Raw genomic sequence first — 24201 nt, 5'->3', positions numbered from 1 at the left:
AACACCGCAATATTAGGTCATTATTTTTTCCTACTTTTCGCCCTCTATAACCTTACATTAATATTATATTGACCTATGTCTCCAACGCTGTTATTTACGTTTGTTTTCGGATACTTTTTTCTTTTGTTAGGTGTGGCATGGTATACCAGCCGAAACAGCAATAACGATACTTTTTTTATAGGAAATCGCAGTAGCAACTGGATGCTTGTTGCGTTTGGTATGATAGGCACTTCACTTAGTGGTGTTACGTTCGTAAGCGTTCCGGGAACAGTTGGGGTTGGTAGCTTTGGTTATTTCCAGGTTGTTATTGGCTATTTTTTGGGATATTTTGTTGTTGCATTTGTGCTGCTTCCACTCTACTACCGAATGAATCTGACTTCCATTTATACTTATTTGTTACAGAGGCTCGGTGTTTCATCTTATAAAACCGGCGCGCTGTTTTTTATTATCTCACGAACCTTTGGGGCTACAGCCAGGCTTTACCTGGTTATTAATGTGCTTCAGATTTTCATCCTCGATGACATGGGTGTTCCTTTCTGGTTAACCACATTCGTCATCTTGTTAATGATTATTCTGTACACTTTTAAGGGAGGGGTAAAAACGATTGTGTTTACAGACACTTTACAAACTTCGTTTATACTGATCGGCTTGTTGATCTGTGTTGGTTATATCATGAATTCTTTAAACCTCGATTTTGGTAGTACATGGGGTGAGTTGAAATCGCATAACTATTTACACTTGCTCAATACAGATTATAAAAGTTCGGGGTATTTTTTAAAATCTATTATTGGTGGTGCATTCATCACGATTGCTATGACCGGCCTCGACCAGGAAATGATGCAAAAAAATATCAGCGTTCGTACGCTTGGCGACTCGCAAAAAAACATGTTGACCTTAAGTCTTTTACAAGGCGTTGTTGTCTTTATCTTCCTGGTTTTAGGAGGTCTTTTATATTTATTTGCTATTAATAAAGGTGGCGCATTTCAGCAAGTGTTGGTGGATGGAAAGCAACAGATGCAGTTTTTACTGGATGGAAAAAATATTATTGGCGACAATATTTTTCCACAGATCGCATTCAATTACTTGCCACCTGTTATCGGTATTATTTTTATCCTGGGATTAATCTCTGCGCTCTTTCCCAGCGCTGACGGTGCTTTAACAGCTTTAACCTCTTCTTTTTGTATTGATATAATTGGCTTAAAAAGAAACGAAGTATGGACTGAAAATAAAAAGAAGAATATCAGGATAACCATACATATGATATTCGCACTGATCTTCTTTTTATGCGTGTTAGTTTTTAAGTGGATAGATAACAAGTCGATTATCGACATTATTTTAAAACTTGCCGGTTATACCTATGGTCCCTTGTTAGGTTTATTTGCCTTCGGAATTTTGACAAAGCGAAAGATATCTGACGGACCTTTCGTTCCGATCATCTGCTTAATAGCTCCTGCTATCTGTTATTATATCAGTGAATATTCAGCGACCTGGTTTAACGGTTATCAAATTGGAGTAGAGCTATTAATTCTAAACGGGCTGCTAACCTTCATCGGATTAATTTTTATTTCTAAAGGCAAGGGTAACGAAACAGGCGCTGTACTATAACAAAGAGGTAAGCGCGTATTAGAACTAGCAGTTTAAAAACCAGTGATACAGTTCTAACTTAGGGAAGTATTATTTTACAAGTGGAACAGAACCTTTTCAGGAACTGTATAAGAATAATTGAATAAATAGTAAAGGCTGTCCTCATCGGACAGCCTTTACTATTTATTCAATTATTCTTTCTATTCTGCCCCTAAATTTAAAGGATAACCATAGCTACCTTCATAGCCTGGGTACATTCCCTCTAACTTAACGTTGTTTCCTTTGTTTTTTTCCAATGCAACCTGTAAATCGTCTATGCTTTTTACGACAATTCCATTTACGCTCGTAATAACAAAACCATCTTGCATTTTTGTTTTGCTTAAAGCACCACTTCCAATTTTTCTTACCACAACTCCCCCTGGCACGTCATATGCCGCCGCCGCTTTCTTATCAAGGTTTTCAAACGTACCACCCAGTTTTTCAAGAATAGTAGCATTTTTTACAACGTTTGTATTACCTGAACGATTCTTTAATGTAAGCGTGGCCGTGTTTTCTTTACCGTCTCTTAGGTAAGTCACAGTAATTTTATCGCCGGGCTTGTAGCGAGTTACCTGCTCAACCATTTCTGGTCCTGTAGTAACTTTTACTTCATTTATTTTAGTTACGATGTCACCCTTTCTTATACCTGCAACGCTGGCTGCTCCTCCTGTAGGTACATCTGTTACCACAACGCCCTCACCGTCTCTTAAGCCGTACTCTTTCTTCTCTTCTTCTGTAGGTTCCCCCATCGAATATTGAATACCGAGATAAGCTCTCTGAACTGTTCCGAACTTCATTAAATCGTTGACAACTTTCTTAACGATGTTTACAGGCACCGCATAAGAATAACCCGCATAGCTACCGGTAGGTGAAGCAATTGCTGAGTTAATGCCGATTAGCTGTCCCTCAGGATTAATTAATGCACCACCACTATTGCCTGGATTAACAGCAGCATCAGTTTGAAGAAAACTTTCTATTGGAGTTTCGCTCTGCCTGCGATTAATACCTATCGATCTTGCTTTGGCACTGATAATACCAGCAGTTACAGTTACATCCAAAGTAAGCGGGTAGCCTACTGCCAATACCCATTGACCCAGTTTTACATCGTCGCTATTTCCATACACGAGGTAAGGAAAACTTTTACCTTCAATTTTAAGAACAGCAATATCGGTACTTGGGTCTGCACCTATTAAGGTTGCTTTGTAAGAACGTTTGTTGTTTAAGGTAATATTTATATCGTCAGCACCGTCTATCACGTGATTGTTGGTAACGATAAAACCGTCGTTGCTAATCAAAACGCCACTACCACTCGCACGTTGTTCAGGTATTGTTTGTGATTGAGGACCTCCAAACAGGTCGCCAAAATCGTCGCCAAAAAGATCTGAAAAAGGGTTGCGCCCTCGGCCACGAGGTAAGTTATTGGTTACCTGCCGGGCTTTTGTTTTTGTTTTTATGTGAACCACCGCAGGCGTTGCTGAGGTAGAAGCTGCCGTGAAATCAATGGCTCCCGCAGCTCTCTGACCATCAAAAAAACCTGCATAATTCACAGGTAATTTACCCGGTTCCTGCACTCCTGCTGTCTGCTTCTCCTCCCATCGGTTGTAGCCCCACACACTTAAAAAGGAAGTGGCAGCACTGATGAGAATCACCAAAAGAACATTCTTAAGTTTCATCATCTATTTTTTTATTAAAGTTGTCAAATAATATGCCTATGAACACCAAACTAATAAAACTGTTTAAATCGTTGATTATCAGAAGAACCATTTAACAAAAAATTGACGAAGGTTGTCGTAGATCAGTTAAAAAGTCAGAACCATAAGTGACATCGTAAATTCGTCGTGACGGAAAGACATTTAAGCATTACCAGTCGAATAAATTTCACCATCCCCGATTCCTATTCGGTCCTTGCCAAGCACGCAAACTACAAAGAAACAGCAAACTTCATTGTATCAACTCGGTCTGCATAATCAGCTAAAGAGGGTTGTTGAGCTTGTCCAAAAGGGAGTGCATGGTGGCCAACAATGCACTGCACATCGGCATTATTTTTCAACGATTCAAGTTCTTCTGTATTGCTATAAAATTCGTAATTCACTTGGCTTACTGCAGTAAAGAATGATTCATTTTTTGAGAGCAAGACAGTTCCATTGGTCATGTAGAACTTATTACCCATCATTAATAATGCAAGTTGATAATCGTAATTGTGCTTGTATTTATGAAAATCCTCATAATGCGCATACTTGTTTAAAGCTGCCAAAAGCGGTGAAAAATTATAGTCAGGAGGCACATATAACTTTGTTACATTACGACATCCCAGGCCAAAGTATGTTTGTATATCATCGGCTAACTTTTCGAGTTCCTCCGTAGTTTCTGATCCGTCTAATATAGCTACACTGGTACGATTTCGCCTGATAATGTGAGGATACTTTCCAAAGTAATAATCAAAATATCTTCCTGAGTTATTGCTACCGGTAGCTATATAAGCGTCACAACCCTTTAATTGTTCAGCTATTAAAATTAAATCGCCTATCTCCGGCGCCCATTTTTTCAACAACAACACCAGGTGTTCTATTAAAACCTCATCCTTCGAAGAGAGCTTTATTTTTGAAATATGCCCTGTAATAAAAATACAGAGTAAGTCGTGAAAGCCTACCATTGGAATATTTCCTGCCATCACAATTCCCACAGTTACAGGTTGGTTGTTTTCAGCAGGCACCCTGTAATCTTTCACCCAGTTATCGAGCTTATCTTTTTGTAAAAAAGCATTCCCAATGTTATTGGTAGCCATCTCAATAAATTCGGGAACAAACCAGGGGTTTTTTCGGTTCGCCTGTTCCTTAACATGCTGCCATTCGTCGTCATTTCTTTGCACATATTCTCCCAGTCTCACTAATAGTTCGATTCGTTGTTGTAAAGTCATCTCTCAAACCTTATTTTTGCTGGGCAAAAGTACATTGAATAACACTATTTAAACCGAAAACAAAATGGCCATAAAAATAACCGATGAATGTATCAACTGCGGAGCATGCGAACCGGAATGCCCAAACAATGCTATATATGAAGGAGGAGTTGAATGGTCAATGAGTGATGGAACTGCTGTAAAAGGTACATTTACTTTATTAGACGGGTCAGTAGTATCTGCTGACCAAAGAATGGCACCCGTTGCAGTAGATACGTACTATATTACTCCAAACAAGTGTACCGAATGCCAGGGCTTTCACGAGGAACCACAATGTGCCGCAGTTTGCCCCGTTGACTGTTGTGTACCCGATGAAATGTACGTGGAAACGGTTGAGGAACTTATGTCTAAAAAAGAGCGTATGCATTAATCAATTCAATAATTTTATGATTGCAACTATAGACCTGATTTTTTAGGGGTAAGTTTTTCTTCACCCCTTTTTTTATTCCGAAAAGTCATGTTGATACTTCCCATTTTAATTTTGACCCCGTAGCAATAAAATTTAAATGTACATATAATATTACCCCAGTCTCAGTTCTCTCCAGTAAATCAACTTAAATCTTTTGTAATTCTAACCATGCAGTCAATTGTTGTAATTTGCATATTTATACATCTATGTCAAAAGAACTACGACGAGAGCAGGCACTGGAATACCACTCCAAAGGAAGACCGGGGAAAATAGAGGTTATACCAACAAAGGAAGCAAAAACACAACGGGACCTCTCACTTGCATACAGCCCGGGAGTCGCAGAACCATGCAAAGAAATTGCTGCAAATAAAGAGAATGCATACAAGTACACTGCAAAAGGAAACCTGGTTGCTGTTATAAGTAATGGTACAGCAGTACTCGGTTTAGGCGACATCGGCCCCGAGGCCAGCAAACCTGTTATGGAAGGAAAAGGCGTGTTGTTCAAAATCTTTGCCGACATCGACGTCTTTGATATTGAAATAAATGAAAAAGATCCCCAAAAGTTTGTTGACATAGTTGCATCACTTGAGCCCACGTTTGGAGGTATCAACCTGGAAGATATAAAAGCACCTGAGTGTTTTGAAATAGAGACAAAGCTTCGTGAAAGATTGAAAATACCAGTAATGCACGACGACCAGCATGGCACTGCCATCATTAGTAGTGCAGCTTTGCTTAATGCCCTTGAATTACAACGGAAAAAAATAGAAAAAGTAGAATTTGTGGTTAATGGCGCAGGGGCTGCTGCTATGGCTTGTGTAAGATTGTATATTTCTCTGGGTGCTCGTTACGAAAATTTTATTCTGTTTGATAAAGACGGAGTGCTTCACAGAGGCCGCACCGATCTGGATGATGAGAAAAGAAAATTTGCAGTAAACCGAACCGATTGGACGCTTGAAAAAGCAATGAAAGATGCAGACGTTTTTTTGGGTTTAAGTGTTGGCAACGTAGTAACTGCTGATATGGTAAAAAGCATGGCAAAAAATCCTATTGTTTTTGCCATGGCCAATCCTGACCCTGAGATTCCATATGAGCTTGCAGTTGAAGCCAGGAAAGATGTAATAATGGCTACCGGAAGGTCTGATTACCCCAATCAGGTTAACAATGTACTGGGCTTTCCTTATATATTTAGAGGGGCACTGGATGTAAGAGCTACTCAGATAAATGAAGCAATGAAACTGGCAGCAGTAAAAGCCCTTGCAGAAATGGCTAAGACCGCTGTGCCTGATATTGTAAACTTAGCCTACAATGAAAAAAACATTGTTTTTGGCCCAGAGTATATTATCCCTAAGCCACTCGATCCGAGATTACTATGCACCGTAGCACCTGCTGTAGCAAAAGCTGCTATGGAAAGCGGTGTGGCACAATATCCGATTTTAGATTGGAACGCTTATAAGGTAGAGCTTAACAAACGTCTGGGTTTAGATAATCAATTACTGCGTGTAATAGGTGCAAAAGCACGAAACAATCCTAAAAGAGTTGTGTTTGCAGATGCTGATAATTTAAAAATCCTCAAGGCTGCCCAAATTCTCTTTGACGAAGGAATAGCTTATCCAATATTATTGGGAAATACTAAAAAGATACAGGCTATTGCTGCGCAAAACAGCATTGATCTTACAGAGCTTCCTATTATAGATCCTTTAAGTGATGAGACCGAGGAAAAACGAAATACTTATGCGGCCTTGTTTTTTGATAAGAGAAAGCGTAAAGGAGTTAATTTTTACGAGAGTAAGAAGATGATGAGAGACCGCAATTATTACGGAAGCATGATGGTAGAAACAGGTGACGCAGATGCAATGATTTCTGGTCTCCTAAAAAATTATCCCGATGCTATTCGTCCTGCTTTACAAATTATAGGCAAAGAAGAGTCGGTAAAGAAAATTGCAGGCATGTATATAATGATCACAAAAAAGGGTCCCTTGTTTCTTGCCGATACTACCGTTAATTTTAATCCAAGTGCAGAAGAGCTCGCCGACATCACAATTATGGTAGCGAGAGAAGTCAGTAACTTCAACATCACACCAAGGATTGCTATGTTAAGTTATTCAAATTTTGGTAGCAGCAATTCAGCAGAAGCTCAAATGGTTGCAAAGGCTACGGCTATTGTAAAACAACGAAACCCAAAGTTGATTGTTGATGGAGAAATGCAAGCGAGTCTTGCATTCAACAAAGAGGTGGTAAAGGATAATTACCCCTTTAGCGAACTTGCCGAACACGAGGTAAATACCCTCATTTTTCCTAACCTTGCTGCAGGTAATATCGCTTACAACCTACTTAAAGAGGTTGGCGGAGCAGACGCTATTGGCCCGATTTTATTAGGTTTAAAGAAACCTGTTCATGTTCTTCAACTGGGAAGCAGTGTAAGAAATATTATAAACATGACACTGGTAGCCGTAATTGATGCACAAATGAAATCTAAGAACAACACTGGCGACGCAGTTAACAAAAGTCCCTGGTGGAAGAGAAGAAAGAATTCACCCACAAATAAAACAGTTTAGGCTATTACATGAAGTTTTTTACCAAATTCGGTCAATACCTGCTGATGCTTAAGGGCATGTTTAGCCGTCCGGAAAACCCTAAGATGTATTGGAAAGAATTTATGCACCAATGTGTCGAAATTGGAATAGGTTCTTTGCCAATTGTCGTTATTATCTCCTTGTTTTTAGGCGCTGTAACTACAGTTCAGACTGCTTACCAGTTGGTAAGCCCGTTGGTACCCGCCAGCACCATTGGCCAGATAGTAAGAGACAGTATGATCCTCGAACTGTCGCCTACCGTAGTTAGCATTGTATTGGCAGGGGTTGTTGGAAGTAAAATAGCGAGCGAGCTCGGCAACATGAGAATTAGTGAACAAATTGATGCTTTGGAAATCATGGGCATTAATACGAAGACTTACCTGGTTCTGCCAAAAATTCTTGCTGCGCTATTAATGATCCCGTGCTTGATTACTTTATCAGCCTTTTTAGGAATATGGGGTGGAAGAATGGCCGCTAATATGTCTGGTATTGTAGCCTCAGATATTTTTGACATAGGACTTCGCTCTAATTTTTTACCAAAGAATGTTTGGTTTGCACTCAGCAAAGCCTACACTTTCGCGTTTATAGTTAGCAGCATACCTGCTTATTTTGGTTACTTTGTTACGGGTGGCTCACTGGAAATAGGGCGTTCAAGTACAACATCTGTGGTAGTAAGTTGTATCCTAATCCTTGTAGCTGATTACGCCCTTGCAGCCTTGTTACTATAAATTATCATTATGATTGAAGTCAAGAATTTAAAGAAAAGTTTCGGGGACAAAACAATTTTGAACGATGTTAACCTTGTTATGGAAACAGGGAAATCGAATCTAATTATAGGCTCAAGCGGTAGTGGTAAAACGGTATTGCTAAAATGTATTATAGGCCTTTTTTCTCCTGATGAAGGAAAGGTAGTATTTGACGGTGTAAGCATGATTGACGCAACAAAAGATGAAAAAAAGGATTTACGTCAGCAAATAGGAATGCTGTTTCAAGGATCGGCGCTGTTTGATAGTATGACTGTTGAAAAGAATATTAAATTCCCACTCGACATGTTTACAACACTTACCTCGGGTGAAAAGATGAAGAAGGTAAACGAAGTACTTGCCAGGGTAAACATGCAAGGCGCAAATAAAAAACTTCCTTCAGAAATTAGCGGCGGTATGAAAAAAAGAGTAGGGATTGCCAGGGCAATTGTATTAAATCCAAAATACCTGTTCTGCGATGAACCTAACTCCGGACTAGATCCGCAAACTTCGCTTGTTATAGACCGCCTTATTCGTGATATAACTGTTGAATACAACATTACCACGGTAGTAGTTACACACGACATGAACAGTGTTATGGAAATTGGAGATCATATCTTCTACATGTACCAGGGCCACAAACAGTGGGAAGGCTCTAACAAAGAGATTATTCGCAGCACCGATGAAAAGCTGAATGAATTTATTTTTGCTTCTAATTTTCTTCAGGACGCCAAGCAAATGCGAATGATGCAGGAAGGGCAGGAAGAAAAAGAGCAGGTGAATGTGAATGCATAGACTCCTGCCACAACTAAAACTCGCGCCAGTATTTAAGAATATGCTCATTTTTGTTCCACCAGTAGTATTTTAATCGGCATGGTTGCGTCGCACACTTGTACGTAAACTCGTTATTCATCTTCCAACAATTCTTTACAGTATACCTGGTTCTATCAATGCGTAGCTTTATACACCTAGCAATTAAATAGTAATTTAAGCAGCACTTGTTTTAGTCCCTAAATAAACCTTTCATTACTGATAGCGTTAGTACTGGGTAAATGAAAAAAAATGTCTAAAGTTTATTCGCTAAAAACAGTTCAAAATATTCCAACAACCTTACAGGCAGCCTGGGCTTTTTTTAGCAGACCTGATAACTTAAAAGACATTACTCCTGCTTATATGGGATTTACCATACGAAGTAAACATCATGGCGGGGTGATGTATGAAGGACAAATTATAGAATACACAGTCAAGCCTCTTTTTGGCATTCCCATTTATTGGATGACAGAAATTACCCACGTACACGATAGCAATTATTTTATTGATGAACAAAGGTTTGGTCCATACAGCTTATGGCATCATCAGCACCATTTTAGAGAAGTAAAAGGCGGTGTAGAAATGACAGACATTGTACACTACAAAATTCCTTTTTGGGTACTGGGAGATCTTGCAAACACATTATTTATACAAAAACAGCTAAGACAAATATTTGACTTTCGATATCAATCCGTAGTTAGCAGATTTGGAGAATGGAAGCTATAAAGAGGATTGATGTTTTCAGCACTACCACGAATAGGCTTCGCGCAATTACCGCCGATGGTTTAATTAATGTCTGGTCAGCTTTTGCGGAACAAAGAAACAACAGTATAAGTGTGCGACGCAACTATGTTTAATCGGTATTTCTAAAGCTGGTGCACATAGAATTTCAATTGAACGGTCAGTTTTATTAGCAGTAATTTAGTAGCATTACGGCCTCAAGATTCTTCTTGTATTTCCTTCTTTCATATTATCTTTCACTTACCTCATTATTCTTCAATAAAAACTACTGTATGTGTAAAAGCCACTTCACTCCCATTCAATGTATTTTACCTCCTTACCTTACTGACAAGTTAGTAGACTCGCAAGATAAAAACTTATCTAAAATTGCTGTAAACACAAAATTCAGAAGCTTTAGATTGAGAAGTGACCGGGAATTTTTTAAGAACACAAGCCCGACAGAACAGGCTATATTATGTGCTGTTGCAAGAAAACCAACTAAGATACCCGCTTTAAAAATGGAAGTATATAGCTGTAATAAAAAGGCAAGCACTACCGATGCAAAGCTTTTATGGAACAGCTCATCTCCTAAACTTCCAACGGACAAGGATGCCAAAAACGTTATAAACGCAGGTACAGGAACATGGAAATTTTACTACGATCTTTTTGGCCGCAACTCGATAGACAACCTGGGATTGACAATACAGCAGTACATTCATTATGATAAAAAATATGATAACGCTTTTTGGGATGGAAGAAGAATGATTTTTGGCGATGGTGACGGCACAATTTTCGGGAGCTTTACGACCGATATTGATGTGATAGGTCACGAGCTTACCCATGGCGTAACGCAATACGAAGCAAACCTTGAATACCATTTGCAGTCGGGTGCACTCAACGAGTCTTTCTCTGATGTTTTTGGTATACTGATAAAGCAAAGAATGCTAAACGAGGACGTAAAACAATCGAACTGGCTGATTGGCGAAAATGTTTTGTTAGGAAATAAATATGCGCTAAGAAGTATGAAAGAGCCAGGAACAGGGTATAGAAACCATCCTGAATTAGGTGACGACCCTCAGCCGGGAACGATGGACGAATTTGTAAAACTACCGGATACGGCATCGGGAGATTGGGGAGGTGTACATTATAATTCCGGAATTTCAAATTTCGCCTTTTATGTTGCAGCTTTTAATATGGGAGGTTTTGCATGGGAAAAAGCTGGAAAAATTTGGTACGCAGCATTAACAGACAAAGCCAGTTTAAAGAAGAACGCTACGTTTAGCGATTTAAGAAAGCTTACTATAAAAATTGCGGGTCAACTGTATGGGGTCAAAAGCCTTGAGACCAAAGCTGTCAAAGATGGTTGGAACGCTGCAAAAGTCAAGTAAAATAATATGCGGATTACATTATTAAGAACAGGTGGAATTATACCGGTGACAAAAAAAGCCGAAAAAAATGTGGACTGGACGAGCGATGAATTAAGCGAATTAATAAAAGTGATAAAAAACGAAGAAGGCGCTGGGCAAAAAAGAGACGCAACAGGATATCAGTTAAAGTACAATGCCGGAACTTTTTCCATTGATTGGGAAAAAATTCCGGCAAAATATAAAAAGACATTTGAAGAGTTGAAAGACGATCTGGCAATAGTGAAACCCTAAGCTTAAATGATACCACTCGCTCTTGCGCGTTCACGTTCAACAGATTGCCCCGGCCTTATCCCGGCATTCTTGAAATGTATTTTTCAATTTCCTTTATCTGGTCAGTAACTTGTTTGGTAGTTGGTTTTAAAGCTTTTGCTTTTCTGAAATAATCTTTCGCTGCCCTGAATTCTCTCTTATTCATAAATATCTGGCACATACTTAAAAAGGCAACTGCCTGGCTTTCCTTATCAGCGATGCCGGCACGAATTGCTTGTCGCACGTAGCTTTCGCCTGTTTTCATATCCCCTTTTTGCAACGCCATCATACCAAGCTGAAGTTTGTTTGCACCTTCGGCCTCCGCCATTGGTGAACCCAGGGAAAGACTCTTTTTCATGTGCTTTTCAGCAGAATCAAAGTCCTGGTCCATCATTGCCAGGTTGCCCTTCAGCGTGTAGTAGGTTGAACGGATGGGCTTGTACAAAAGGTTTGGAAACCAGATAGAAGCTATTATCTTCTGCACTTCTTCCATCCTACCCTGTTCCATAGGTTCCTGTATGAGGCGAAGAGGGCCAATAAAAAAATGACTTGCTAAGCCAATTACTGCAAGGAAATAAAGAATAAAAGCAGGCCAAAAGCCGGCAGTAACATTCACAATTATAGCAAGTAGAAGAGCAACTATACTTAAGTAAAAACGATACTTTATTATTAAGTTATAAAACTTCATATTTTAAAAATTGGCCGCAAAGATAAGCGGGAATTCAAGACAACAATTTTCGATTGTGAACTGCTGTTAATACTTATCATCGTTTACTTCAACCCAATAATTTTCGGGATCCTTGAAATAAACCTGCTTAACCCCATCTACCCTTGTTGTAATAGCATTTGCCTTTCCAGGCCAATCTTCGTAGTGAATACCAGCAGCAATCAAACGTTTTACAAAATCATCAACAGAACTTACAGTAAAACATAAATGTGAATTTTTGTCGTGTGGTGTTGTTTCTTTTGCTCCTTTGATAAAGTGTAGCTGACTATGCCCACCAATAGGAAACCACGTGTGCTTGCCATCATGAAAAGGTTCTGGCATAGTATCTATACCAACAATAGTTCTATAAAAATCAGTCATTACTTGTAGATCTTTAACGTATACTGCTATATGGTTTAGCATAACAGTCGTTTTTGTTTGTGCTTCAGTTTGAAGAGCAGCCGTAATAAAAACAATCAGAAATAATAGATGCCTTGGCAATCTCTTTATCATAAAAATAGTTTAGAGGAAAAATAGCTATAATTCGAATGCGAGAAACTATTATTTTTGCTCGAATTGAACGGCCTTGTAGTTCAATGGATAGAATAGAAGTTTCCTAAACTTTAGATACAGGTTCGATTCCTGTCAAGGCTACAACACCAATTTTTAAACCCATGCAACCTCCTTTGTGTTTCATGGGTTTTTTGTTTTTTATTGCCCTGCAACCGGAGACTTTAAATATAGAATTAAGTAAAACTTACTGTTAGTAGAACCACAACAAGCATGAATTGAAACTTCTCACACTCTTTACAAACTTTTACAGGATTTGAATATTGGTACCAGCGCAAAAAGCCAACCGGATGCGTCAGTTATATTACCAAGCAAGTTTGCAACCCTTTGAACTAGGTCTTCATCTTTAAATAGGTCTATAGCTGTATTAAAAAAGACACGATTTAATAGTCGTGTCTTTTGAAGAATTTATAGACCACTTTCAAGATAACAAAACATGCCCTTCTCGTTGTAGCGGGTTCCAAAAAAACTTTCCCTATGATCTTACATGTTACGATCTCTGCTATGTTTGTTTCAGGCGTTACAATGATATGTTACTTTAACTATCTCGCTGCTGCAAGTAAAAAAGAAGTAAAAAGTTCAACGATGCAAAACAAGTTTAAGGAACCCTCTCAAAATTTAAAGGAAGAAGATATAGAAAAGCGAGTGGTAGCTTAACTTTTTTTCCCTATTATGAAGTTTTAGGACGACGGGCGTTTATAGGGTTAATGTAGCAGTCAACCTACTACCTTAATTAAGTTGCGGCACCCTCCACCACTCTTTTAAACTTACCAATACACGCAACGTGTAACGCTTTCAGAATTACTTCCCCCGGATGTTAATTAAAATTATTAAAAAGGATTTCACTTTTTCTTCTTTTTTCGCTGCTTGTAAAACTGTTAAAGTTTTACCAATGAATTAGTGTCTCTTCAATTGCCCAACGTCTTTATTTCAATTTTCTCCTAGTTTTGACTCAATGCCTTTTGAAATAATCTCAGCTCTGGCGGAAGCATACGTTGATAAATTCACAAGTGAAGAAGATGAGCTATTACAAAAAATAAATAAAAAAACAGTAAAAAGCCATCCGCGTGCGCATATGCTAAGTGGTCATGTACAAGGAAAATTGTTAACTTTTTTTAGCAAAATTCTTCTGCCAAAGTATATTTTGGACATCGGGACGTTTACAGGCTATAGTGCTTTATGTATGCTAAAAGGGATTGCCGAAAATGGAGAGTTGCACACAATCGAGATTAGACAGGAAGACGCAGATACGGCATTAGAGAATTTTAAGCTTGCTGAAAACAATAATCTCATTACTTTACACGTAGGTAATGCAAAAAACATTATTCCAACATTATCACGTGAATGGGATCTTGTTTTTATAGACGCCGATAAAGTAAGTTACATTGAGTATTATGAACTTGTTTTACCACACCTTTCAAAAAGAGGAATTATTATAGCCGATAACGTGCTATTTCATGGGCAAGTACTTGACCCACCAGTTAAAGGAAAAAATGCACTTGCTATTGATGCCTTTAATAAACATGTTTACAGTGACTCTAGAGTAGAGCAAGTAATGCTATCTGTTAGAGACGGACTATTGTTAATAAAAAAAATATAATGATAAAATTACCTAAGCTTATCACAATCCTGCTTTCAGCAATCTTATTATTATGCTCTTCTGCTGCTTTTAGCCAATCTGATAAATTTCGTATACAGTCCTACGTGAACAGTTACAAAGAACTTGCCATCACTGAAATGTTACGTACTGGTGTTCCGGCATCTGTTACACTTGCCCAGGGAATACTTGAAACCGGCGGCGGTCAAAGCGACCTCGCTTCAATGGCTAATAATCATTTTGGAATAAAATGTAAATCAGAATGGACAGGCGAAACAATGCGTCACGATGACGACGCTAAGAATGAATGTTTTAGGAAATATTCGTCTGTTGAAGACTCGTACAAAGACCATTCGGATTTTCTTAGGACGCGCCCAATGTATGCCTTTCTTTTCAAGCTCGATCCTACTGACTATGAGGGTTGGGCTAAGGGATTAAGAAAAGCTGGTTACGCTACCAACCCGGCTTATGCACAACAACTTATAAGAATAATTGTTGAGAACAATCTACAATCATATACCCTTCTTGCAATGCAGGGCCAGGAGTCGAGGGAGGATTTATTTGTTACAGGAAGTATCAATCAAAAACAATTAGAAGAAGCGAACAATGAGACTAGGATGAAAAATGCGCCCATTTTTGTTTCAACAAACTCAGGTAAGGAAAAATTAAAAAATTTAAAATATCCCCTTAATTCGGTTTTCAATATAAATGAGGCGAAAGTTGTTTATGCTGAAGCTGGAACTTCGTTACTGGCACTGGCAAACAATTATAACGTGGGCTTAAAAAAGTTAATAGAGTTTAATGAATTAGAGCAGACAGATATTCTTTCCTCAAACCAGCTAATCTTCTTGCAGAAAAAACAAAAAAAAGGAACTACAGATCTGCATATCGTAGAGGAGAACGAATCCTTGCACGACATAGCACAAAAGGAAGGTATACAACTATCAACGATCATGGAGTTTAATGGTTTACAAAAAGGAATGCAACCAGCTATCGGTGAAAAGATTTACCTTAAATACCCTGCCCCTTCTTCTCCAAGATTAGCTTCAGCAGCTTCTTATAAAAGCGGATCCAATATGTAATTAGACTTATCTTGTGTCGCAAAAAATGCCCGATGTCTACAATACATGTTCATGATAAATCTTTTATACCTTATTTATCTGAAGAAGAAATCATTGAAAAAGTGAAGCAACTGGCAAAAAAGATCAGCACTGATTACAATAATAAAAGACCCCTTTTTATTTCTATTCTCAATGGTTCGTTCATGTTTTCTGCTGACCTCTTTAAATATCTTACCATTGAGGCTGAAATTTGTTTTATAAAACTAGCGTCTTATAAAGGCACAAAAAGTTCAGGACAAGTTATTACTGCTATTGGTCTTGATACAGATATATCCGGTCGGGATATCATCATTTTAGAGGATATCATAGACACCGGTAAAACACTCAGTCAATTTCTTCCGCAAGTATTTAATCAACAACCTGCCTCATTAAAAATTGCAGTATTGCTTCATAAGCCTGATGCAACAGTGCATCCTGTTAACATTGACTATACTTGCTTTTCCATTCCGAATAAATTTGTAGTTGGTTATGGTCTTGACTATAATGGACTAGGCAGAAACTTTTCGCAACTATACCAGCTTAAAGAAGAGTAGTCGGGTTACTACGGGCTGACAACAAATAAAACATTATTTTTATTGTCATCTTAAACCTCTTAACTGTGCGGTTACTTGCATTAATTATATTTTTATTGCTAATAACGGCAACTGCCCAGTCGCAATATTATCTGAGGGGTGAGTTGAAGGATGAAAAAGGTACAGGATTACAAGGTGCCCGAATTACCCTTTTTTCAAAAGGCACCTATCCTTTCATTACCGGAAGTTCAGGTACTTTCGGAATACCCACAAGTCTTAAGGTTGATACCATAACTTTTTATTTACCAGGTTATGATACTTTAAAGACAGCCGTTGTTACAACTGAATATGGCCATTTTACTTTAAAAAGTACTACCAGGAAAGCTACCTCTACCACTCTCCAGTTGGCTTCGTTTACAAAAAATCTTCATCCTTCAAATATCGAGGTAAGCCTGGGGGATGGTGAAACGTATTCTTCCACTATAGAAAACCCATTTGTTCCTACTAAAAGCTCTCCGGAAACAGGTTTTGCAATTCACGTTAATAGGGCTAGTTACAGTAATATAAGAAGATTTTTAAATCAGAAAGAAAAACCACCCGCTGATGCTGTAAGAATTGAAGAAATGCTGAATTACTTTAACCTGAGAACAAAGGGAGAAATCAATCAAGAACAAACTTTCTCATTTAACTCAAACGTTACAGAATGCCCGTGGAATAAGAATAACCGTCTATTGTTTATAAACCTGAAGGCAAAAAAAATAAATCTCGATAATACCCCACCTGCAAATCTTATTTTTTTGATTGATGTTTCTGCTAGCATGGACATGCCTAACCGCTTACCGTTACTAAAAAGCGCCTTTAAACTCTTGAGTGAAAATCTTAGAACGAAGGATCAGGTTTCTATTGTTACTTATGGAGACCAGGTAACAGAACTTCTACAGGCAACGTCGGGCCTTTATAAACAACAGATTATTGAAGCAATTGAAGGTTTAAGACCTCACGGATCAACACCGGGTGCATCGGCTATTCGTACTGCCTACAAGCTTGCAAAAAGAACTTTTATACCCAATGGAAATAATAGGGTGATTTTAGCAACTGATGGTGATTTTAACGTAGGTCAAACCAGCGAAAAAGACCTCGAAGATCTGATAAGCCAGGAGAGCAAAGCAGGCATTTATCTTACCTGTCTCGGTGTCGGGATGGGTAACTATAAAGACAGTAAATTAGAATTGTTAGCAAAAAAAGGTCACGGAAATTTTGCCTACTTAGACAATGAGAGTGAAGCCGAAAAAGTGCTGGTAGAAGAATTTGCGCAAACAATATACACTGTAGCAAACAATGTTTTTTTAATTGCCACGTTCGATGCTAACCTTGTTGAAAAATACAGGTTGATAGGATTTGATAACAAAAAAAGCGCGGTAGCAGACAAGGCTACAGTGCTTCAAGGTGGAGAGGTTGGAAGTGGGCATTCTTTGTTAGCAGTCTTTGAAATAGTCCTAAATCCTTCTAAAGCTACAGATGGTAAAGGCATAAATGAACTTCCCCTGACCTCTTTGCAGCTATCGTATAAAGTACCCGGAAACAATGAAACTATAAAAGAAAAATACAATGCTGTTTTTAACTATCAAACTGCAGATAGTTGTTTGCGGTTTGCCTCTTCCGTTATCATGTTCGGAATATTACTAAAACAGTCCGAGTTTTCTAATTCGTATTCCTGGGACGATTTGTATAACCTCGCCACCTCTTCTGCAAATCGAAAAGATCTGTTACAAATGGAATTTGTTGATTTGATCTCGAAGGCAAAAAAACTTTATCCCAAAACAACCAAAAAGAAAAGCACCAACACCAAGCCGTAGTACTATTGCAATAGCCTCAAAAATTCTTACATCTCTTCGCCATAAATAAAACGCCGAATACTTTTTTGCATTCGGCGTTTTATATTTCAATAACCTGTTTATTATTCAACAACCTCTGCTTAACTAAATGCTTCCTTTAACTTTTCGAAAAAGCTCTTATCGTTTTTATCAGGATGAGGTTTAAAATTATTGCTGTCATTCATCCTCTCCAACATCGATCTTTCCTCGCTACTTACGTTTTGAGGAGTCCAAACGTTGACATGAATTAGTTGATCACCTTTAGAGTAACCATTCACTTCAGGAAACCCCTTGCCTTTTAACCTAAAAATTTTACCACTCTGAGTTCCCGCCGGTATTTTAATTTTTGCCTTACCATCAATTGTTGGCACCTCTACATTAGTACCAAAGACAGCATCGGGAAACGTTACAAACAATTCAAAAGCCACGTTTAATCCGTCGCGATGCAAATGTGGATGCGCTTCTTCTTCGATCAATATTATAAGATCTCCATTTGCTCCGCCTCTTTCACCCGCATTGCCCTTGCCACTAAGGCTCAACTGCATACCTTCCTGCACCCCTGCTGGTATATCAAGGCTAACCATTTCCTCACCGTATACCCGTCCCTCACCTTTGCAAGACTGGCATTTAGCAGTAATAGTGGCTCCCTCTCCGTTACAAGTTGGGCAAGTGGTAACAGTCTGCATTTGTCCAAGAAAAGTGTTTTGAACTTTTCTAACCTGACCGCTACCATTACAGCTGCTGCAGGTCTGCATGCTACCTTTATCCTTAGCACCACTACCCGTGCAAGTATTACAACTTACATACTTTTTAACCTTTATATTTTTTGTAACTCCCTTCGAAATTTCTTCAAAGTTCAATTTCAATTTTACCCTTAAGTTACTTCCACGCTGTCCCGTTGCTCTTCTTCCACCACCACGGCTTCTTCCGCCCCCTTGTCCGCCAAAAAAGTCGCCAAAAATGTCCTCGCCAAAAATGTCTCCAAACTGGCTGAAAATATCTTGCATATTAGAAGCATGCCCCCCACCAAATCCACCACTTCCAGGCGCAAAGGCCTGGTGACCGAACCTGTCATACTTCGCCTTTTTCTCTGCGTCGCTTAGTACTTCGTAAGCTTCAGCAGCTTCCTTAAACTTCTCTTCAGCTTCATTGTCCCCGGGATTGCGGTCCGGGTGATACTGCATTGCAACCTTACGATATGCCTTTTTAATTTCATCGGCGCCAGCACTCCTTCCTACGCCCAGCACCTCGTAATAATCTCTTTTTGTTGACATAAATATTTAACCGCTCTTTTAAAGAAGTATTATTTTATTGATAAACATTTTTTCTTACTTCGGCATCGTTGTGTCACTCCCTTGTACTTTACCACTGAGATCAACTTAAGCCTTACATTCAGATCCCCTTATTTAACGCCTTAGCGTACTGTTTATTGAAACTCACTTGCAAATACTTCCACATAGAATAAACTACCCTAACCAGCAAGTTTCGCCTATAAGTGCCCACCCTAAGTATCACTGTAAAGTATGTAGCGCTGTAGTAGTTTCCTCTTTCTTCCCAGCCTCTATCTTCGGGGCGCCCTTTTTCCAAAACCCTTTCACTTACCTACTACCACTTTAGCAAAACGTATCAACTTATCATTCAGGTAATATCCTCTCGTTACCTCATCCACTACCTTACCTTTTAAATCTTCGGTGGGAGCTGGAATTTCAGTAATTGCTTCGTGCTTTTCAACATCAAAATCAGTCTTAACGCTTTCCATTGCCCTTAAGCCCTTGCTTTGTAAAGTTGCCCGTAACTTGTTAAACACAAGTTGAACCCCTTCTTTAATCTGGCTTAAATCGGTTGTTGACTGTAATTGTTTTTCCGCCCGGTCACAATCATCTAACACGTCAAGCATAGAAGCAATAACTTCTTTACCTGCTGTTTGCATCAGCTCAATCCTTTCTTTAGCAGTGCGCCTCTTGTAATTATCAAACTCAGCAAAAAGCCTCAGATATTTATCCTTCTGTTCTTCCAGCTCTCCCTTTAGTTTATCTGTTTCACTATCATCAGTTAAAGTATCACTTAAGTGAGAAGTTCCAGGTATATTTTCGTCAGAATTTATGTCAACTCCTTCCATTGATTGACTGTTAGTTTGCTGTGTTTCTTGATCTGCCATACTTTTCATTTTTTCGCAAAGGTAAAGGTCAAACACTTTGCCAAAGAGGTTTTAAGGTCAAATTGACATTCTGAAAAAACAGTCGAAGACAATTTGTAAAATTATCTTTGCAACATGGCAAATGTTATTTTACAGAAAAAGATCAGTCAGAGAGTGGCAAACGGACATCCCTGGATTTTTTCAAACGAAATCGATAGAATTGAAGGCGACACCAAACCCGGTGATATTATAGAAGCATATACGTTCGACAAAAAGTTTATAGGAAGAGGATATATTAATCCAAAATCTCAAATCACCGTAAGGCTATTGACCCGAGATAAAAATGAACCAATAAACGAGCAGTTTATTTTTAACCGAATACAGTCAGCATGGGATTACAGAAAAAAAATAGGGTATACAGAAAACTGCAGACTCATTTTCGGCGAAGCTGATTTTATGCCTGCCTTAATCATCGACAAGTTCAACGACTATTTTGTTTTACAAACGCTTTCATACGGAATGGAGGTTTGGAAATCGACCATCGTAAAAGCTCTGCAATCTATTTTTAACCCTAAAGGCATTTATGAAAGAAATGACGTGCCTGTAAGAGAATTAGAAGGCCTGGAACAAAAAAAAGGTTGGTTGACCGAACCCTTAGACACAAATATTCTCATCACTGAAAACGGGCTGCGTTTTTATGTTGATATAGAAAACGGTCAAAAGACAGGATACTTCCTGGATCAGCAAGACAATAGAAGAGCAATCAAGCATATATCAAAAGGTGCAGACGTCTTAGGCGTTTTTACGTACACAGGTACCTTCGAAATACATGCGGCACATTTTGGAGCAAAAAGTGTATTAGGTTTAGATATTTCAGAAAATGCAGTTCTCCAGGCAACAAAAAATGCTGAACTAAATGGCGTGTCAAGTATTTGCCGTTTCGAAGCCGTTAATGCTTTTGATGTTTTGAAACAATGGGGAAAAGACGGCCGGCAATACGACGTTGTGATGCTGGACCCTCCTGCCTTTACAAAAAGCCGGGAAAACATTGACAAAGCGGTGACAGGGTATAAAGAAATAAATCTGAGGGGAATGAAATTGGTTAAACCGGGTGGGTTTCTAGTTACAAGCAGCTGTACCAACCTGGTTTCACCAGAGTTATTTTTAGATACCATCAAGATGGCCGCAATAGATGCAAGAAGAAAATTAAGGCAGGTAACTTTTAAAGCCCAGGCAAGCGACCATCCGATTATTTGGGGAATAGAGAATACGAATTATTTAAAGTTCCTGATTGTACAGGTATTATAACTTGCCTTGAAGTCTAAAGCTTTAAATTTTAAAAACTCTTACTACTTGCTTACCTGAAATTTGCCAGATTCAACAATACGACCCGATTTATCGCGAAGCTGGAAGATGTATACACCGCGATAAAAGTCGTTTAAAGGAACAGAAGTTTTTTGAGAAACTCCGTTAAGCTCAAACACCTTTTTACCTATAAAATTGAAAACCTGGAGCGTTAGATCTCTTTGAACCGGTTTTAAAAATTCGAAATTAATAACTCCTGATGCAGGATTCGGATAGAACTTTAACACTTTTGCTTTAAGTATCTCAGTAGAAAAAGGAGTATCACTTGGTTTACCTTCCTGGGCCCGGGCAAACAAAGTAAAAACAGTAAAAAGAATTATTAAGTAAAATTTATTCATATTTATCTATCGCCTCAATTTATTTAAAATTAATTATTATTATCGATATACAAAATTTTAGCCACAAATGATAAAGACATCATACTTACTCTGATATTAACCTTAACGCTTCTTTTCGATGTTCAATTGTGCAACCTTCCAAATTCATGCTAAAATTGTAGCCCTAGCTATTTAGTCATCTTTCCCTATAACGGAATGTGCAATTTCTTTCTGAAACAAACCCTGGTTAACCAGTTTAAATATTGAACAATTTAGAAGGTGGGGCACCTTGTGGCGTTTTTACTGCTATTATCCCTGTCAAAAAAGCCGATATAGGTTACTGAGAGCTCCAAACCTCCCTGCCCCTGGCTGGCTGTTCTTAGCTGGCTAACGTTTACGTCGTAACTGAAAGCAATTGAAAAAGGATTATAATCTAACTTAATCACAGGTATAAAGGCATCATTTAAACGAAGAAAACCACCAAAATGTAGAGTATAATCAGGGTTCTGGTAATCATCCCCAATCTTGGTAGAATACATTACCCCACCAACTGTTTCTTTTGAAGGACCTTGTGTTGTGTGGTCTGCTTGAATAGTCATGTAAGAAGTTTCGCTTACTCCAAAACGCACACCCGTAGAATATACCCATTTAGGGCTCAATTCGATCTCGGGCCTGCGATAAAAGCTGTTTCTTGGACGATTAAAATGATGATAAGCAACGCCTATGAAGTAATTATCCTGAGGTCGGTCAGGAGACATGGCAGAGTTAAAAGTCATCCCTACACTTCCGTCTAAATAAGAAAAATTATCGTTTACAAACGATTCTCCATCAGCCAACGAAGGATTAAAACCGTTGCCATCAAACTGACTATTAGTAGTCATTTTGCTGCGATCAATTCTACGTTGCACAAGCCCTCCCATGAAACCCAGAGACAAATAGGTGCTCTTATTTGAACCCAGCGATTTATGGTAGTTCAAAGCCGGCAAAACATTGCTTGTTGTAAAATTTGTACTCCCTGCCTTGTCATACACAAGTTGTAAACCCGTTGTTATAAAATCATCCCCCTGGCCAATTGGTTTTTTATACTCCAGGTTAAATGACCCTGTTTTGTATGGAACCGTTACGCTACCCCATTGGTTGCGATACACTCCCTGTACCCTGATGTCGCCGTTAAAAATACCTGCAAGAGAAGGATTGCGTAATAAAGGAGCCTCAAAAAATTGGGAAAAATGAATGTCCTGTCCCCCGGCAATGGTCGGTATAAAGAATGCCAGCACAATGGCACCAATTAAAAAATTTCGCAACTTTGTCATAACACGGGATTGGATACCAGATATAACGTCAACTTTTTAATTTTATTGAATAAGGAATGCTTTTGCAACATTAATGACAGCTTACAAAAATTAAATACCAGCTCTTTTGAAAGAGCTTAAACAGGTCTGAAATTAAGGCTACAAGCCCTGTTTTTTCGAAAGATAAATGATAAAAGGATAACCAGAAAAATTGCCGAAAAAAAAATTTCCTGCTATTCTTTTTTCTTCCAATCCAGATTCTGAATGTAAAATAACCTAATAATATGATTATTTCTATATCTGTTGCCAACAGCTGAAACTGGTTCACGTAGGCCAGTTGAAGGCTATCATGTTTTACAGTGTTAAACTTTACTGCCAGCAAAACCTGTTTTTGATCGAAGTAATTGTAAACGATCTGTTTGCAAATTTATGTGTACTTCATTTTTTACAACCAATGAAAACCGGTTTGCCGGCTTTTGACCAAATAGAATCCCGTATAATAGATTGTGTCGGATTTTTTAATTGAAGTTGTAGGCGCCAGCTAAAGTGGAGTTATTTAATATTTTGTGCCTGTTATCTTTCTTCCAATCGTATCCACTGCGTCATGCGGGTTTTGTTATATTTTGTATGCCACTAAACCTGCTGCCTTACGCGATGCCCGGACTAGTAACATTGGCATGGCCCTGCAGCAGCGTAAGTTGAAACATAAACATATCGGGCTGTAAGCCGCGAGACGAATAATTGACTATGAAAACTTACCCGCAAAATCTTCTTTAGTACGCAAATGAAGATCGGGCCACAAGCTAAACTCGTCGGGTCAACCTCGTTTAGGTTTTATTCGTTAGCCTTGGTTTCCGAAATCTGATGTTAGCGGCAATTGGCTCAACTGGTACGTTGTTGCTTTTTTTTGCCAAAATGGTTCTTCGGTCCAAGCCCACTGCTTACAGTAGTCGATTTAGCCGCTTCCAGGACCGCTACCCTGTCAACTGATTTGGTGTGGAGGAGGCCAATGGTAAATTCCAGAGCAATTTGATTTTTATTGTGAGGCGGGCGTTTGTTCGTTTTTAAGGCTTTGGTTGCGACGCTCCATTCGTCCTTCGTAATTCTAATGTTCATTATGCTGGAAAAGTAAGATGTGCCACACCTTAAAGTGTAGCACATCTGTCATTATCTCAAAGGGGTTAAGTACCACATGCTCTC

Annotated in this window: 23 protein-coding genes and 1 tRNA gene; 15 read left to right on the top strand and 9 right to left on the bottom strand. The window is 38.7% G+C overall.

All coding sequences use genetic code 11. The features are described from left to right. The first annotated feature begins 75 nt into the window (after window positions 1-75). Window positions 76-1605 (top strand): sodium:solute symporter, encoded by a 1530-nt coding sequence (locus JWR87_RS14370; RefSeq protein ID WP_297821278.1) that lies wholly within the window; start codon window positions 76-78, stop codon window positions 1603-1605. 179 nt (window positions 1606-1784) lie between these two features. Here the strand turns inward: JWR87_RS14370 and JWR87_RS14365 are convergent, their stop codons facing one another. After that, on the bottom strand, window positions 1785-3299 hold the full coding sequence (locus tag JWR87_RS14365) for a trypsin-like peptidase domain-containing protein (RefSeq protein WP_297821275.1): 1515 nt from the start codon (window positions 3297-3299) through the stop codon (window positions 1785-1787). 245 nt (window positions 3300-3544) lie between these two features. Beyond that, a complete protein-coding gene (locus JWR87_RS14360) occupies window positions 3545-4540 on the bottom strand; it encodes an acyl-CoA reductase (RefSeq protein WP_297821273.1) in 996 nt (331 codons plus the stop codon). 64 nt (window positions 4541-4604) lie between these two features. On the opposite strand from JWR87_RS14360, the gene JWR87_RS14355 reads away from it, so the two are divergent. From JWR87_RS14355 to JWR87_RS14325, 7 genes are all read left to right on the top strand, one after another. Continuing rightward, complete coding sequence (locus tag JWR87_RS14355) at window positions 4605-4949, top strand: 4Fe-4S dicluster domain-containing protein (RefSeq protein WP_297821271.1); 345 nt, start codon at window positions 4605-4607, stop codon at window positions 4947-4949. Between the two features lie 245 nt (window positions 4950-5194). Further along, window positions 5195-7543: an NADP-dependent malic enzyme gene (locus JWR87_RS14350; protein ID WP_297821269.1), complete on the top strand. Its 2349-nt coding sequence runs from the start codon at window positions 5195-5197 to the stop codon at window positions 7541-7543. Between the two features lie 8 nt (window positions 7544-7551). Beyond that, a complete protein-coding gene (locus JWR87_RS14345) occupies window positions 7552-8289 on the top strand; it encodes an ABC transporter permease (RefSeq protein ID WP_297821267.1) in 738 nt (245 codons plus the stop codon). 9 nt (window positions 8290-8298) lie between these two features. Next, complete coding sequence (locus JWR87_RS14340; protein WP_297821265.1) at window positions 8299-9099, top strand: ATP-binding cassette domain-containing protein; 801 nt, start codon at window positions 8299-8301, stop codon at window positions 9097-9099. 267 nt (window positions 9100-9366) lie between these two features. Next, window positions 9367-9840, top strand: coding sequence for an SRPBCC family protein (locus tag JWR87_RS14335; RefSeq protein WP_297821263.1), 474 nt, complete (start codon window positions 9367-9369; stop codon window positions 9838-9840). Between the two features lie 287 nt (window positions 9841-10127). Then, on the top strand, window positions 10128-11222 hold the full coding sequence (locus JWR87_RS14330; protein ID WP_297821262.1) for a M4 family metallopeptidase: 1095 nt from the start codon (window positions 10128-10130) through the stop codon (window positions 11220-11222). Between the two features lie 6 nt (window positions 11223-11228). Beyond that, window positions 11229-11492 (top strand): hypothetical protein, encoded by a 264-nt coding sequence (locus JWR87_RS14325; RefSeq protein ID WP_297821260.1) that lies wholly within the window; start codon window positions 11229-11231, stop codon window positions 11490-11492. A 55-nt stretch (window positions 11493-11547) separates the two neighbouring features. Here JWR87_RS14325 and JWR87_RS14320 read toward each other — a convergent pair whose 3' ends face one another. Further along, a complete protein-coding gene (locus JWR87_RS14320; protein WP_297821258.1) occupies window positions 11548-12198 on the bottom strand; it encodes a hypothetical protein in 651 nt (216 codons plus the stop codon). A 66-nt stretch (window positions 12199-12264) separates the two neighbouring features. Next, entirely contained in the window at window positions 12265-12729 is a 465-nt protein-coding gene (locus JWR87_RS14315; protein ID WP_297821256.1) for a VOC family protein, read from the bottom strand. Window positions 12730-12798: 69 nt separating this feature from the next. On the opposite strand from JWR87_RS14315, the gene JWR87_RS14310 reads away from it, so the two are divergent. From JWR87_RS14310 to JWR87_RS14285, 6 genes are all read left to right on the top strand, one after another. Continuing rightward, window positions 12799-12870, top strand: a tRNA-Arg gene (locus tag JWR87_RS14310). A 393-nt stretch (window positions 12871-13263) separates the two neighbouring features. After that, on the top strand, window positions 13264-13443 hold the full coding sequence (locus JWR87_RS14305) for a hypothetical protein (protein ID WP_297821254.1): 180 nt from the start codon (window positions 13264-13266) through the stop codon (window positions 13441-13443). 298 nt (window positions 13444-13741) lie between these two features. Then, window positions 13742-14386 (top strand): O-methyltransferase, encoded by a 645-nt coding sequence (locus JWR87_RS14300; protein ID WP_297821252.1) that lies wholly within the window; start codon window positions 13742-13744, stop codon window positions 14384-14386. Next, a complete protein-coding gene (locus JWR87_RS14295; RefSeq protein ID WP_297821250.1) occupies window positions 14386-15465 on the top strand; it encodes a glucosaminidase domain-containing protein in 1080 nt (359 codons plus the stop codon). Before JWR87_RS14300 ends, JWR87_RS14295 begins: the two co-directional genes overlap by 1 nt. A 32-nt stretch (window positions 15466-15497) precedes the next feature. Continuing rightward, window positions 15498-16037, top strand: coding sequence for a hypoxanthine phosphoribosyltransferase (hpt, locus tag JWR87_RS14290; RefSeq protein ID WP_297821248.1), 540 nt, complete (start codon window positions 15498-15500; stop codon window positions 16035-16037). Window positions 16038-16102: 65 nt separating this feature from the next. After that, the gene (locus JWR87_RS14285) at window positions 16103-17872 is read left to right on the top strand and encodes a von Willebrand factor type A domain-containing protein (RefSeq protein ID WP_297821245.1); all 1770 of its coding nucleotides are present in this window, start codon (window positions 16103-16105) and stop codon (window positions 17870-17872) included. Window positions 17873-17991: 119 nt separating this feature from the next. Here the strand turns inward: JWR87_RS14285 and dnaJ are convergent, their stop codons facing one another. Further along, entirely contained in the window at window positions 17992-19164 is a 1173-nt protein-coding gene (gene dnaJ / locus JWR87_RS14280) for a molecular chaperone DnaJ (RefSeq protein ID WP_297821243.1), read from the bottom strand. Window positions 19165-19484: 320 nt separating this feature from the next. Continuing rightward, a complete protein-coding gene (locus JWR87_RS14275) occupies window positions 19485-20048 on the bottom strand; it encodes a nucleotide exchange factor GrpE (protein ID WP_297821241.1) in 564 nt (187 codons plus the stop codon). 114 nt (window positions 20049-20162) lie between these two features. On the opposite strand from JWR87_RS14275, the gene JWR87_RS14270 reads away from it, so the two are divergent. Next, window positions 20163-21335 carry a class I SAM-dependent rRNA methyltransferase gene (locus tag JWR87_RS14270; RefSeq protein WP_297821239.1) on the top strand — a complete coding sequence of 391 codons (1173 nt, stop codon included), beginning with the start codon at window positions 20163-20165 and terminating at the stop codon, window positions 21333-21335. A gap of 41 nt (window positions 21336-21376) precedes the next feature. Here the strand turns inward: JWR87_RS14270 and JWR87_RS14265 are convergent, their stop codons facing one another. The 3 genes from JWR87_RS14265 to JWR87_RS14255 form a co-directional block, all read right to left on the bottom strand. Further along, window positions 21377-21730 (bottom strand): T9SS type A sorting domain-containing protein, encoded by a 354-nt coding sequence (locus tag JWR87_RS14265; protein ID WP_297821237.1) that lies wholly within the window; start codon window positions 21728-21730, stop codon window positions 21377-21379. 251 nt (window positions 21731-21981) lie between these two features. Continuing rightward, on the bottom strand, window positions 21982-23022 hold the full coding sequence (locus JWR87_RS14260) for a PorP/SprF family type IX secretion system membrane protein (protein WP_297821235.1): 1041 nt from the start codon (window positions 23020-23022) through the stop codon (window positions 21982-21984). A gap of 861 nt (window positions 23023-23883) precedes the next feature. Beyond that, the gene (locus tag JWR87_RS14255) at window positions 23884-24117 is read right to left on the bottom strand and encodes a hypothetical protein (RefSeq protein WP_297821233.1); all 234 of its coding nucleotides are present in this window, start codon (window positions 24115-24117) and stop codon (window positions 23884-23886) included. Between the last annotated feature and the right edge of the window lie 84 nt (window positions 24118-24201).

Origin of the sequence: Segetibacter sp., assembly GCF_025963695.1 — a bacterium.
Classification (GTDB): Bacteria; Bacteroidota; Bacteroidia; order Chitinophagales; family Chitinophagaceae; genus Segetibacter.
This window is presented reverse-complemented; position numbering and strand designations above follow the sequence as displayed.